The sequence below is a fragment of the Clostridium bowmanii genome (assembly GCF_018861315.1).
GTDB lineage: Bacteria > Bacillota > Clostridia > Clostridiales > Clostridiaceae > Clostridium_AD > Clostridium_AD bowmanii.
Genome location: NZ_JAHLDL010000057.1, coordinates 1 through 13,836 on the forward strand (window position 1 = coordinate 1; position 13,836 = coordinate 13,836).

At 31.9% G+C, this 13,836-nt stretch carries 11 protein-coding genes, 1 tRNA gene, 1 pseudogene and 1 other annotated feature; all 13 genes and pseudogenes read right to left on the reverse strand.

From position 1 onward, the window contains the following. Positions 1 to 480: 480 nt before the first annotated feature. On the reverse strand, positions 481 to 1,860 hold the full coding sequence (gene murD / locus KPL51_RS21935; protein ID WP_216166376.1) for a UDP-N-acetylmuramoyl-L-alanine--D-glutamate ligase: 1,380 nt from the start codon (positions 1,858 to 1,860) through the stop codon (positions 481 to 483). 235 nt (positions 1,861 to 2,095) lie between these two features. Next, on the reverse strand, positions 2,096 to 3,496 hold the full coding sequence (locus KPL51_RS21940; protein WP_216166377.1) for a glycine--tRNA ligase: 1,401 nt from the start codon (positions 3,494 to 3,496) through the stop codon (positions 2,096 to 2,098). Between the two features lie 43 nt (positions 3,497 to 3,539). Further along, positions 3,540 to 3,705 (reverse strand) — a binding site (T-box leader). Positions 3,706 to 3,844: 139 nt separating this feature from the next. Further along, positions 3,845 to 3,919, reverse strand: a tRNA-Asn gene (locus KPL51_RS21945). Positions 3,920 to 4,087: 168 nt separating this feature from the next. Beyond that, on the reverse strand, positions 4,088 to 5,605 hold the full coding sequence (gene lysS / locus KPL51_RS21950; RefSeq protein ID WP_216166378.1) for a lysine--tRNA ligase: 1,518 nt from the start codon (positions 5,603 to 5,605) through the stop codon (positions 4,088 to 4,090). A 152-nt stretch (positions 5,606 to 5,757) separates the two neighbouring features. Further along, the gene (greA, locus tag KPL51_RS21955; RefSeq protein ID WP_216166380.1) at positions 5,758 to 6,240 is read right to left on the reverse strand and encodes a transcription elongation factor GreA; all 483 of its coding nucleotides are present in this window, start codon (positions 6,238 to 6,240) and stop codon (positions 5,758 to 5,760) included. Between the two features lie 266 nt (positions 6,241 to 6,506). Continuing rightward, the gene (locus tag KPL51_RS21960) at positions 6,507 to 7,325 is read right to left on the reverse strand and encodes a Rossmann-fold NAD(P)-binding domain-containing protein (protein WP_216166382.1); all 819 of its coding nucleotides are present in this window, start codon (positions 7,323 to 7,325) and stop codon (positions 6,507 to 6,509) included. 78 nt (positions 7,326 to 7,403) lie between these two features. Next, complete coding sequence (gene dusB, locus KPL51_RS21965) at positions 7,404 to 8,381, reverse strand: tRNA dihydrouridine synthase DusB (protein WP_216166384.1); 978 nt, start codon at positions 8,379 to 8,381, stop codon at positions 7,404 to 7,406. Positions 8,382 to 8,392: 11 nt separating this feature from the next. Beyond that, positions 8,393 to 9,172, reverse strand: a complete 780-nt coding sequence (locus tag KPL51_RS21970; protein ID WP_216166386.1) for a type III pantothenate kinase — start codon at positions 9,170 to 9,172, stop codon at positions 8,393 to 8,395. 282 nt (positions 9,173 to 9,454) lie between these two features. After that, complete coding sequence (locus tag KPL51_RS21975; protein ID WP_216166388.1) at positions 9,455 to 10,594, reverse strand: sodium ion-translocating decarboxylase subunit beta; 1,140 nt, start codon at positions 10,592 to 10,594, stop codon at positions 9,455 to 9,457. A gap of 20 nt (positions 10,595 to 10,614) precedes the next feature. Continuing rightward, positions 10,615 to 11,025 (reverse strand): biotin/lipoyl-containing protein, encoded by a 411-nt coding sequence (locus KPL51_RS21980; RefSeq protein WP_216166390.1) that lies wholly within the window; start codon positions 11,023 to 11,025, stop codon positions 10,615 to 10,617. 23 nt (positions 11,026 to 11,048) lie between these two features. Then, positions 11,049 to 11,426 (reverse strand): OadG family protein, encoded by a 378-nt coding sequence (locus KPL51_RS21985; RefSeq protein WP_216166392.1) that lies wholly within the window; start codon positions 11,424 to 11,426, stop codon positions 11,049 to 11,051. Between the two features lie 13 nt (positions 11,427 to 11,439). Then, positions 11,440 to 12,930, reverse strand: coding sequence for an acyl-CoA carboxylase subunit beta (locus KPL51_RS21990; RefSeq protein WP_216166394.1), 1,491 nt, complete (start codon positions 12,928 to 12,930; stop codon positions 11,440 to 11,442). A 308-nt stretch (positions 12,931 to 13,238) separates the two neighbouring features. Beyond that, a pseudogene (locus tag KPL51_RS23775) lies at positions 13,239 to 13,648 on the reverse strand (formate--tetrahydrofolate ligase); the annotation flags it as partial. Positions 13,649 to 13,836: the final 188 nt, after the last annotated feature.

Genomic DNA, 13,836 nt, shown 5'->3' on the forward strand with positions numbered 1-13,836 from the left:
TTACTCAAGCTCATTACATACTTTTTAGTCTTACGACTAAAATTACTTCTTTATCTAAAGTAATTAACTGGTCTAACGAAATATTATTTCGTTATTTTACCTATTTCTCTGTTTAATTTTCAAAGACCAATTTACTTTGCCATCATGTGACGACTTTTTTAAGTATAATTCTTTTTTTGTTCATTGTCAACTATTTTAATAAAATATTTAATAATGAATTTTTGCTTTATCACTATAAACTTAAAGTTAAGTTTTAACTGTATGTTTCAACGACAATTAATATAATATCATATGTATAACTCCATCTTTGTTTATAATCATTCATTTTTTTCAGTTTATTTCCATATATATAGTTAATGCTATCATATCCTTTATTTTTCTTATAATGATACACTTGGAACATTTGTTGTGCATTTAAAACTTAATAAGAACCCCAGTAAAATAATATCTATTTACCGAAGTTCTTATTAAACGTTATATTCACTGCAATTCCATTACTATTTCCTTAAATTTATTACCTCTTACCTCAAAATTCTCAAACATATCAAAGCTTGCACATGCTGGTGACAATGTTACTATATCGCCAGGCCTCGAAACTTCTTTAGCTTTATAAATTGCTTCATTAAAATCTTCAGCTAGTATAATTTCTAAAGAAATTTTCTTTTCTTTTAATAAAGACTCAAAAACTTCTTTTATTTTATATTTAGTAGTACCTACGAGTATTAGTATTTTAATATTTAAGTAGCCTTCTTCTGCTAGTGGCTCAAAAGGTATTTGTTTATCATATCCTCCGGCAATTAATATAACTGGTTTTTCAAATGCTTTAATACTTGCTATTGTCCTTGTTGGACTAGATGCTATGGAATCATTATAATACTTAACTCCATCTACTTCCCTCACGAATTCACCCCTATGAGGCACCCCCGTAAAAGTGGTAGCTACTTCTCTCATGCTTGCAACTGATACTTCATCTTGAGTTGCACAAAAGGCAGTTAACATATTCCCCACATTATGCATTCCTTTTAGCTTTATTTCATCACGATTACATACTACCTTATTCATAATAAATAATTCGTTATTTTGAAAATATGCACCATCTTCAAGTTTCTTTATTAAGCTAAAGCACCTAACTTTTCCCTTAGCCTGCTGCCTAAGTTTATAAGTCAATGCATTATCCCTATTAAGTACAATGAGACCATCTTTACTTTGATATTTAAATATGTTCTTCTTTGCATCTATATATTCTTCCATATCTTTATGAATATCGAGATGATTTGGGCTTAGGTTTGTTACTACTGCTACATCTGTAGAAACGTTCATAGTCATAAGTTGAAAACTTGAAAGTTCCAATACTACTTTATCATCACTACTTATTTCTTCAATATTAGCAAAAAGTGGAGTTCCTATGTTACCTCCAACCCAAGTTTTATATCCTTCTTTTTTTAATATATTATATATAATTGTAGTTGTGGTTGTCTTTCCATCACTACCAGTTACCCCAAAAGTTTTTGCAGGACAATATTTTATGAACTCTTCCATCTCTGATGTTATATATGTTCCTGCTTCTTTTGCTTTTAATAGCGCAGGATTATCTATCCTTATAGATGGTGTTTTAAAAATAACATCGAAGCCCGCTAAGTCATCCAAGTAATCATCACCTAAAATTAACTTTACCCCGTTTTTTTCAAATTCAGTTGCTACTTGTCCAAGCAAGCTATAAGATTTTCTGTCAAAAGCCGTAACACTAGCCTTTAGCTTCACTAAAAAATGTATCAAAGGAATATTACTCACTCCAATACCCACAACACCAACACTTTTGCCTTTTATAAACTCTTTAAATTCGTTAAAATCTTTCTTCATATAACCCTCCATGTACTTTTTATAGGTTTCATATTAAATTATTAATTTCAGAACTTTGTTTGTAATAATTATACCACTTAAATCATTACCTGTGGTACTGCAATATTCACGACTTCATAAGGATATTTATATTATTTAAATTTATGAAAAAAGATAGCCTATAGTATAAATATAGCCCATCCTTGGCCTTTTTTATACTACACGCTATCCTCTAAAGCAAACTAGCAATTATAATTTAAAACTGTAGTTTTTCTTCTATGAATTTTTCGAGCTCATCTATATTTAGTCTTATTTGATCCATTGTATCTCTGTCCCTAACTGTTACCGTATTGTCTTCTAAAGTATCAAAATCAACAGTTATACAGTATGGAGTTCCTATTTCATCTTCTCTTCTATATCTCTTTCCTATACTTCCAGCTTCATCGTAGTCTACATTAAATTTCTTGCCTAGCATAGCAAAAACTTCATTCGCTTTTTCTGATAATTTTTTACTAAGTGGCAAAACAGCCGCCTTAAAAGGTGCAAGTGCTGGATGTAAATGAAGCACTGTTCTACAGTCTCCCTCTTTACCACCTTTAACTTCTTCTTCATCATATGCATCAGCTAAGAATGCAAGGACAACTCTATCTGCACCGAGTGATGGTTCAATACAATAGGGTACATATTTCTCATTAGTAATAGGGTCTAGGTAACTAAGGTCATTGCCGGAGTGTTCCATATGCTTCTTTAAATCATAATCAGTTCTATCGGCAACTCCCCATAATTCTCCCCATCCAAAAGGAAACAAGAATTCTATGTCACAGGTAGCATTACTATAAAATGATAATTCCTCTATACCATGGTCTCTAAATCTTATATTTTCTTTGTTCATTCCCAAATTATATAAAAAATTAGCACAATAATCTTTCCAGTATGCAAACCATTCTAAATCTGTACCCGGCTTACAGAAAAATTCTAATTCCATTTGCTCAAATTCTCTTGTTCTAAAAATAAAATTTCCTGGTGTTATTTCATTTCTAAAAGCCTTTCCTACTTGGCCTATACCAAATGGTATCTTTCTCCTTGTAGCTCTTTGAACATTTTTAAAGTTTACAAATATACCTTGAGCCGTTTCTGGTCTTAAATATATTTCTGATTTCCCTTCTTCAGTTATTCCCATAGAAGTCTTAAACATTAAATTAAATTTTCTAATATCAGTAAAATTTTTCTTCCCACATTTAGGACATACTATTCCCTGTTTTTCCATATAATCCTTTAATTCTTCATTTGTCCAACCATCAGCAGTAGCTACTTCTACTCCAAGTTTAGTCATATTGTCTTCTACTAACTTATCTGCTCTGAATCTAGATTTACAATCTTTACAATCCATTAACGGATCCGAAAATCCTCCAACGTGTCCGGTTGCAACCCATACTTCAGGGTTCATAAGTATAGCGCAATCTACCCCTACATTATATGGAGTTTCCTGAACGAATTTTTTCCACCAAGCTTTTTTAACATTGTTTTTAAATTCAACTCCTAGAGGACCATAATCCCATGAGTTAGCAAGACCTCCGTATATATCAGATCCTGGGAATACAAATCCTCTATTTTTACATAATGCAACAATCTTATCCATGCTTTTTTCTAAAGCCATATTAATACCTCCTAAGTTTTTAATATAAAAAAAAGACTATACCCTAAGGGACGAAAATTAATTCCGCGGTTCCACCCTTATTGGCACAAGCCCTGCTCTAAGTTTTATACACTCCAAAGTTCCTTTCACAATAATACTTTGATTGTTTACACCAACCACAATCTCTCTTAGAAAGCACTACTACTACTCTTCTTTATCATAGTGAAATATTCCATTATATTAATATTATACCAAACTAAATCTTATTGTCAACAATATCACACATAGCATCAACATTGACTTCACTTAATAATATTATTCTACCAAATATGTTAGTACCTCTATCATTACTTCAAAAAAAATAAAAATTGGCTCCGCGAAAAGGATTTGAACCTTCAACCTATCGGTTAACAGCCGAGCGCTCCACCGTTGAGCTATCGCGGATTAATATTACTTCTAATTACACCAATAGTATAACATATACAATTAAAAATTCAATAGTTTTTCTGTTTTTTATTATACTTTTATGTTTTTCATTTTATTAATAAGTATAAAAAGAAAAAAAGATATTTTAGATTAACTAAAATATCTTTTTCAATATACTTATTTAAATTACTGAATTGGTTTCATTGTAGGGAATAGGATAACGTCTCTTATTGAATAAGCATCGGTTAAGAACATTACTATTCTATCAATGCCTATACCAAGTCCGCCTGTTGGAGGCATTCCTGTTTCTAAAGCACTCATAAATTCTTCATCTATTAAATAAGCCTCATCATCGCCTAATTCTCTTTCATTTGCTTGTTGCATAAATCTTTCCCTTTGAACTACTGGATCATTTAACTCGGAGTATGCATTGCAAATTTCACGTCCAAATACAAACCCTTCAAATCTCTCTGTAAACTCTGAATTTCCTCTTTTTTTCTTAGTAAGAGGTGATATTTCTACAGGGTAATCACATAAGAATGTTGGTTCTATTAAGTTTTCTTCTACATATTGTTCAAATAGCTCATTAAGTACATCTGCTTTTGAACAATCTTTTATTTCTTTTTTAAACTCTAAGTGTTTTTCTTTAGCTATTGTTCTAGCTTCCTCATCAGTATTAATTAGCGCAAAATCAACACCTGAATATTCTTTTACTGCATCTACCATAGTAATTCTTCTCCATGGTGGTGCAAAGTCTATTTCAGTGCCTTGATAATTTATTTTTGTAGTACCGTTAATTTTCTCACAAACATAAGCAACCATATTTTCCGTTATTACCATCATATCATTATAATCTGCATAAGCTTCATATAGTTCTATCATTGTAAACTCTGGGCTGTGTCTTATATCCATTCCTTCATTTCTAAAGTTTTTACCCATATCATAAACCTTTTCAAAACCAGCAACAATAAGTCTTTTTAAATATAACTCTGTGGCAATTCTAAGATACATATCAATGTCTAGGCTATTATGATGAGTCATAAATGGTCTAGCTGCAGCGCCCCCTGCTATTGGAGATAAAATTGGTGTTTCAACTTCTAAAAACCCTTTATTATCTAAGAATTCTCTTATATATCTAATTATTGCTATTCTTTTCATAAAGGTCTCTTTTACTTCTGGATTCATTATTATATCTACTTCTCTTTGTCTATATCTTAAATCAGGATCCTTTAAGCCATGCCATTTTTCTGGAAGTGGTTTTAAAGACTTAGCTATAAGCTGAAAATCTACTATATGTAATGATATTTCACCAGTTTTTGTAACAAATGGTGTGCCTGTTACACTTAAAAGATCACCTATGTCAAAACTTTTATATTCTTTTAATTTTTCTTCGCCTACATCATCTATTTTTATGTATAATTGAATTTTACCATATCTATCATGAACATCTGAAAAACCAGCCTTGCCATGAACTCTTTTAGACATAAGTCTGCCTGCTACAATAACTTGTGTACCTACTAACTGCTCATAATTGTCTTTAACCTGTTGTGATGTATGAGTTCTTTCAACTTTGTATACATCAAATGGATCTTTACCTTCTTCTTGTAAGGCAACTAATTTTCGTCTTCTTATGGTTACCTGCTCATTATATTTAGATTCAAGCTCATGTAAACTCTTTTCTTCGTTCTTTCCTTCGTTTGACATTAATATCCCTCCTGATTTTCTCTAGGACAGAAAACAATTGCTAATTATTCGTCTGCACTATTGTTTGTGTGCGTATATTTCTTTAGGGCACCTAACAATTATACCTTGTTTGGTACCCTTATACTCTATAAAAAAATAAATACTTTATAAAACTAACCTCTGCTAACCTCTAATACTTCATATTTACCAATACCATCCGGAACTGTAACTTCTATAATTGCTCCTGCTTTCTTGCCTACAAGCGCACTTCCAACTGGTGATTCATCTGATATCCTATTATCCATAGGATCTGCTTCTGCTGAACCAACAATATAAAATTTTACTTCCTCATTAAATACATAGTCCTTAACTTTAACTATAGATCCTATACTTACTACGTCTTTTTCAATTTCATTCTCATCTATAACACTTGCATTCCTAAGCATATTTTCTAATTGTAATATTCTTCCCTCCACAAATGCTTGTTCATTTTTAGCTTCGTCATACTCTGAGTTCTCAGTTAAATCACCATACCCCAAAGCTACTTTTATCTTTTCTGTTATATCTTTCCTCTTTACGGTCTTAAGAAATTCTAATTCATCTTCTAATTTTCTTATTCCCTCATAGGTCATTACGTGTTTTTTTGGTTCGCTCATTTCTTTCTCCCCTTTTAAATTTTTATTAAATAATTTAGTAATTATTCTTAATACCGCTACAAAATAATAAAATTTAAACTTTTACTCCCGCCATAATACTTTTTTTAAAATATAGGGAATTAGCGAAATTTATATAATATTGGATTGTTATTCTAATAATAAATTATTGGGGCTTAAATTCATTATTAGAATAACAATCCATGTAACTAATTAACATATTATAAGTCAGCTCATTAATATTGTCAATATGTTCTACGATAAAAATACTAACATATTACATTATTGTTGAATTTTATTTCTTTTAGGTATATACCATTATACTTAAGGGCTTTTTCAATATCTCGCTCTTGCATCTGACATAATACTGATGCTATGAGTTCCAATGAAAAATCAACTTTTAAAGTACTCCAGGGCACATTATAACTTACATCATTTACAGCTACAATATTATTTCTTACCACCATACTATTATCTATAAGCCATACTAATTTTCCAGAACTAAATTCCATATTTTTAGATGAAATAATAAAATCCGATATTTTAGTAGCATAGAGTTCATCATTTGTGACAATGGGCGATACTCCAAAATTAGCAGTGATATAATCTGCAAGTCTTCTAGCTTTTACTAAATCTTGCGACAAAAATACAATATATTTGCTTCGCCTGGCTAGTTCTAAAATAACATCATAATTTATAATATCCACAGCATCATATACCACAATGCAGCAATTTTTCAGGCTCTCGTTTCTAATCCTAAGCATAAGTTGTATACTTTTTATAATGCTAAAAGCCAAAAATCGCTTTTGGAATGAATTAAAATAATTGTAATCCAGAGGTCTTAATGTTTTTACTGATAATTGTACTTGTCTACTTTTACATATTCTTTTAGCATAAGTTATGTTATTTAAGTATGCCTTTTCATTAAAATTAGGTGGAAACTTTACACTAGTCACTTTAACATCTAGTTCTTTAATGTACTCACTACTTATTAACTTTATCTTTCTTTTATCCATAATCTTGCTTAAAAATCCAAATTCATTATAGGATTTATCAATATTTGAAGTTACACTTATAATCGGCTTCATAAAGTATCCACCTTATCAATTAATGTACTATTATCTTATTCAGTATTAATTACATAAATTCATACTTCAATTTTAAAATTATGAAGGTGCCATTTTCAAATACTCTTTATAATCTAAAAGAACCTGTTTTACCTCAAAATAACTCACTTTAGTGTTAATTTTAGACTTTATTTCAGCACAATTGTTAAGACTTTTAACATACCAAGCAGTATGTTTTCTCATTTCTCTAACTGCTTTAATTTCTTCATAATATTTAACTGCTAAATCTAAATGCCTTATGCACATATCTATTTTTTCCACTGGAGTAGGATATACAATCTCTTCACCCTTTAGAGCCTGCTTAATTTCTCTGAAAATCCAAGGATTACCCCTAGCTCCTCTTGCAATCATTATGGCATCACAATTAGTAATTTCCTTAATTCTTATAGCATCCTCTACACAAAAAATATCACCATTTCCTATTACCGGAACTTTAACACTATCTTTTACATCCCTTATAATATTCCAATCAGCTCTACCCTCGTACATCTGCTCCCTAGTCCTGCCATGTACCGCCATAGCATCTATACCTGCATCTTCCATGTATTTAGCAAATTCTACAGCATTGATATTATTTGAGTCAAAGCCAGTTCTAAACTTTACTGTTACAGGTTTTATAGAGACCTTTTTCATTTCTTTTATTATTTCAGCTGCGAGTTTTGGATCTTTCATTAAAGCCGACCCTTCACCATTTTTTACTATCTTAGGAACAGGACATCCCATATTTACATCAACCATGCATATATCAGTCCTTGTATTAAAAATTTCACAAGCACTCGCCATAATTTTAGGATCGTTCCCAAAGATCTGAATAGCCACAGGTCTCTCTACTTCTGAAATCTTCATGAGAGCTTCCGTATTACTACTACCATAATATAATCCTTTAGCACTTACCATCTCAGTATACAAAAGACCACAACCTAATTCTTTGCATAATCCTCTAAAAGCGATGTCTGTTATTCCTGCCATAGGAGCTAAAAAAACATCATTTTCAAATTGAATATCTGATATTTTCATTAAATCATCACCTATTCCTTATTCTTCTCATAAATAATTCTAAGACCTTCTAATGTTAAGTATGGATTGAACTCATCAATAGTAGAAGAATCTTCACTTATTAGTTTTGAGAGTCCTCCTGTAGCTACTACAAACGGCTCTTCTTCTCCCATATTAATCATTTCGCTCTTCATTTTATTAACAATATAATCCACTTGGCCAATATAACCATATATTATCCCAGCCTGCATACTTGAAACAGTATTTTTGCCTATAACTGTTTCTGGTTTTATAAGCTCCACTCTAGGCAGTTTCGCCGCTCTCTCAAATAGTGCATCAGATGCTATTTTTATACCAGGGCAGATAGTCCCCCCTATATAATTAGCATCTTTACTTATAGCGCAAAAGGTTGTAGCTGTACCAAAATCTATCAATATTAAAGATCTTTTATATATTTCATGGGCTGAAACAGCATTAACAATCCTATCTGCACCTACTTCCTTAGGATTATCATACTTTACATTTATTCCAGTCTTAACTCCTGGTCCTACTACAATAGGTGTAAGTTTAAAATATTTTCTTATCATATGTTCTAATGAATACATAATATTAGGAACAACTGAAGAAATTATTACTCCTTTAATATGTCCAATTTTTATGTTGCTCTGATAAAATAACTGCATTACTTGAATTCCATATTCGTCAGCAGTCTTTTGTGCATCTGTAGAAAGTCTCCACTCTACAAGTAACTCTTTTTCTTTAAAAATCCCTAAAACAGTATTAGTATTTCCAACATCTAAAACTAAAATCACTTTATACACCGCCTATATAATATAAAGCAGCTTATAAGCTGCTTTATGTTTTTTCATTGCTAAAAATAGAAGAATAGTATATATGATATAAGTTTAACTATTCTTAATTTAACAATTTAATTTTAACAACTTGACCATATTTGTCAAGTAATTTTTTTATAAAAGCTCCTTGTATTTGTTTACAATTTTCCTTTCCTTTTAGATTAAACTTTCATTTGATGCTTGTTTATGGATATTAGATAAAGAGCTTTATTTTTTAGAATTTAAAAATGTGTATCTATATTATTTCCCAAAAATAGTTAAAAGAATACCTGCTGCAACAGCAGTTCCAATTACACCTGCTACATTAGGACCCATAGCATGCATAAGCAAGAAATTACTTGGGTCGTATTTTTGTCCCACTACCTGAGAAACCCTGGCCGCCATAGGCACTGCTGAGACTCCCGCTGACCCTATTAATGGGTTAACCTTACCCTTTGTAACCTTACACATAATCTTTCCTATTATAACTCCAGCTGCCGTGCTTATAGCAAAAGCAATGGAGCCTATAACAACTATTTTTAAAGTGTCCCAATTTATAAACACATCTGCTTTTGCTGTAGCTCCGACTGTTACTCCTAAAAATATAGTAACTACATTTATTAACCCGTTTTGAGCTGTATCAGATAATCTACCAACAACTCCTGACTCTCTAAACAAATTTCCCAGCATTAGCATTCCAATTAGTGAAGCCACAGATGGAAGCATTAACCCTACTATTAGTGTAACTACTATTGGGAAGATAATTTTCTCTGTTTGCTTAACTTGTCTTAATTGACCCATTTTAACTGTTCTTTCTTTTTCGGTAGTTAATAATCTCATTATAGGCGGCTGTATCAAAGGTACTAAAGCCATATATGAATAAGCTGCCACCGCAATTGGTCCTAAAAGGTGTTTTGCCAACTTACTAGTTAAAAAAATTGCTGTAGGCCCATCTGCTCCCCCTATAATTCCAATTGATGCCGCTTCCTGTGGAGTAAATCCCATGATTATTGCACAAGTAAAAGCAAAAAATACTCCGAATTGTGCACCTGCTCCCATAAGCACACTAGACGGATTGGCTATTAGCGGTCCAAAATCAGTCATAGCCCCTACTCCTAAAAATATTAGAGGTGGATATATATCTAGTTCTACCCCTTTGTATAAGTAATAGAGCAATCCCCCCGCTTCATTTCCATGTGGTCCAGCCATAATGCTCGTCATTGGTATATTTACTAATAGCATACCAAAGGCTATTGGTAAAAGCAGTAATGGTTCAAATTTTTTTCTTATTGCTAAATATACTAATAGGCATGAAAGCCCTATCATTATAAGATGCTGCCAGTCTAATTTTACAAAGCCAGAAGAAAGCCATAGGTCATTTAATACTTGTAAGATATCCATTTATATTACCTCTCCCCTTGTTACTGAATAACCGCCAATATATCTCCCGTATTAACATTTGCTCCATCAGCTACACTTACTTCTATAATCTTTGCATCATGTGGTGCCATAATTTCATTCTCCATTTTCATTGCCTCTAGTATAAATAGCACTTGACCTTTTTTAACATTATCCCCTGAATTAACATTTACTTTAAGCACTGTTCCTGGCATTGGACATTCTATTTTTTCCCCGCTGCTTACTGTTTTTTTAACCTTAGCCTTTGGCGCTGAAGCAACGTTTTCTTGAGATACCTTTGGTGCTATAACAACTTTTTCTTGAGATGCCTTTGATACTGCTACGACTTCCGGGCTGCTAGAAAACCCTCCCATAACCTCTTCAACTTCTACTTGATATGAGATTCCATTAACTTTTACGTTGTATTTTTTCATTTTTACCCCTCCGAACTGTGCCTTTATTTGTCATTTTCAACTGAAGATAGTCCCAAGCCCCAATTGCTATTTACTCTTCTGATCCTCTTTATTTTTAGATTGGACCCTGGTATATCTAGATAAGCAGATAAAGCTGCAGTTATTACAGCCACTACTTCTAAATTCTGTAACGATTGAACTTCTTCTTCTTCTTCTTCATCTTTATCTATCACTTCTTCATCTTCCACTTCTTCATCTTGCTTGCAGCTTACATCTATTTTAGGACTCTTACTCTTCCTTCCTATAAAATTCAAAATAAAACTTTGAAGTTTTATTATATACTGCAGAATAATCAATAAGGCAAAAACAATGGTCATGGCTACTAATGTAGTACTTAATGCATCTAAAACTGAAAATTTCATATGTCTATTCCCCCTATATTAATGTACTTCCATGTTTTTTAGGGTACTTTATTTCTTTTTTACTATAAAGCATGTCTATACTTGCAAAAATCCTCTGTTTTGTTTCTGACGGCATAATAATATCATCAATAATACCTTTTTCCGCTGCTATGTATGGACTAGTTACCTCATCCATGTATTTAAATATTATTTCACTTTCCTTTAATTTAGGATGCTCCGCCTGCATAATTTCATCCCTATGTAAAACTTTTATTAAGGTTTCTGGCTGAGTTACTGATATTTTTGCCGTTGGCCATGCATAGGAAATATCAAAAGCTGCTTCTTTACTTGCAAGAGCTAAATAACCTGCCCCGTAAGCCTTCCCTATAATTAGTGAAACCTTTGGCACTGTTGCCTCAATTAATGAATATATCATTTTTGAAGCATAAGTGGATAAACCGCTTTGTTCTTCAACTAAGCTAACCTCAAATCCATCAGTATCTACTATGCTAAGTATAGGGATATTATAGCAATCGCATATTTTAACAAACCTACTGACCTTTTCCGAAATTTTAATACTTATATTTGTATTCTCCTTTTGCGCATTAGCAATTATCCCAATAGTAATTCCATTTATTTTAGCTAAACTAGTTATAATATTAGACTCCCAATTATTATTTAATTCTATTATACTATCTTCATCAACCAAGGCATTCATTACTTTATATGAGTTTACCTCTTCATTATTTACCAATTCATTCAAGTTATTATTTGAACGATTAATATTAGTGTCCTCTATACCAATTGTAGGAGTTTCCATATTATTAGATGGAATAATTCCAAGAATTTTTTTTACTACTTTAAATGCTTCTGCATCATTTTCTACAACAATTTGAATGCTTCCATTTTCACTACAATTATTTGCACTTGAATACATATTAGCATCTACATATTTCCCTTCTTCATGGGTAATTTTTTTATTTGAACTTATTCCAAGTTCAGAAGTATTATTAACCATTATTGTAAAATCACTCATTGTTGCACTTAATGCCGCAATTCCGAAACATGGACCTGCAATTACCGCTATTTGAGGAACAACTCCTGATAGTCTAGCATTTCTCTTTAATATAGACCCGTAACAAGTTAAAATATCTAATCCCTCTGATAATTTAGCACCTACCGAATCTAAGACCTGTATTAACGGAGCACCCATTTTAATTGCCATATCCATAACGTTACAAATCTTATTACTATTCGCAAGGCTCACAGCTCCTCCATCCACAGTATAATCTTGGCTATATATATATACTAACTTACCATGAACAGTTCCATATCCAGTTATTACTCCCGCACCATTTTTCTCAACCAAAGCACCTATTTCAATAAATGAGCCCACTTCTAAAATAGATTGTATTCTTTCTCTAGCAGTCAATTTGTGTAAGTTATGTTGCATTTTTATTTTAGAATCTCCGCCACCTTGGTGGGAATCTTTTATAGTGTTAATGAGATTATCTACCTTGTACATATCAATACCTCCTATTTATAAAACATCAAATCATCTTCTGCGAAGCTGTAATGTCGTTAAAATTCCACTCACAATGATAGTATCATATGCTATGAATTTTGTATATTTATTTTTGCAAGTAATATTTCATTTTTCTGTTTATTAAAAAAGGCTGCTATAGATATATTCTATAACAACCTTTGTCACATTCAAATCTAATTAGAATAAACCACATATAGTACCATCTTCAAAAGTCCATCTTATGTGCAGCTGGTACCTTTGGAATACCAGGCATTATCATTATATTTCCATGGCAATAATATGTATTTTTCCATCTCATTTCCTTGGTGAATATGGTTATCTATAGCCGCTGATAGTAAATTGTTAGATACAGTTATTGCATACATATCCCCCGTAAAATGTAGATTTATATCTTCCATTGGTACAACCTGAGCATACCCACCACCAGCAGCTCCGCCTATAGCTCCAAATACTGGGCCAAGAGACGGTTCTCTGAGAGTATCACTGCATTCTTACCTTGCTTACATAAAGCTTGTCCAAGCTCTATTGTAACCGTAGATTTTCCTTTCTCTTCAGGAGTTGGGTTGATGTCCGTAACTAATATTAACTTACCATTTTTTATTTTCATTTCTTTTCAGTACCTCAAGAAAATCTTTGCTTTATATTTTCCGTATAAATCAATATAATCCTCAGTTGCAACGACTAATATACATATCATAAGCTTCTATGCGAATCAAGTAGGAGGCTAATCATTATCTGATTAGCCGACCTCTTACACCACCGTGCGTACCGTTCGGTACACGGCGGTTCAATAAAAATTAATGTTTTAATAAATATGTTTCTGATATAGAAACTAATCCTAAATTTTTAAGGTATTTATTGGTTAATGTTTTGTTTAATATAGGA

Coding starts and splice junctions, on each gene's coding strand:
- murD (WP_216166376.1), bottom strand. CDS start 1,860: ATGAAGAAAGATTTTAACGAATTTAAAGAGTTTATAAAAGGCAAAAGT.
- KPL51_RS21940 (WP_216166377.1), bottom strand. CDS start 3,496: ATGGCTTTAGAAAAAAGCATGGATAAGATTGTTGCATTATGTAAAAAT.
- lysS (WP_216166378.1), bottom strand. CDS start 5,605: ATGTCAAACGAAGGAAAGAACGAAGAAAAGAGTTTACATGAGCTTGAA.
- greA (WP_216166380.1), bottom strand. CDS start 6,240: ATGAGCGAACCAAAAAAACACGTAATGACCTATGAGGGAATAAGAAAA.
- KPL51_RS21960 (WP_216166382.1), bottom strand. CDS start 7,325: ATGAAGCCGATTATAAGTGTAACTTCAAATATTGATAAATCCTATAAT.
- dusB (WP_216166384.1), bottom strand. CDS start 8,381: ATGAAAATATCAGATATTCAATTTGAAAATGATGTTTTTTTAGCTCCT.
- KPL51_RS21975 (WP_216166388.1), bottom strand. CDS start 10,594: ATGGATATCTTACAAGTATTAAATGACCTATGGCTTTCTTCTGGCTTT.
- KPL51_RS21980 (WP_216166390.1), bottom strand. CDS start 11,025: ATGAAAAAATACAACGTAAAAGTTAATGGAATCTCATATCAAGTAGAA.
- KPL51_RS21985 (WP_216166392.1), bottom strand. CDS start 11,426: ATGAAATTTTCAGTTTTAGATGCATTAAGTACTACATTAGTAGCCATG.
- KPL51_RS21990 (WP_216166394.1), bottom strand. CDS start 12,930: ATGTACAAGGTAGATAATCTCATTAACACTATAAAAGATTCCCACCAA.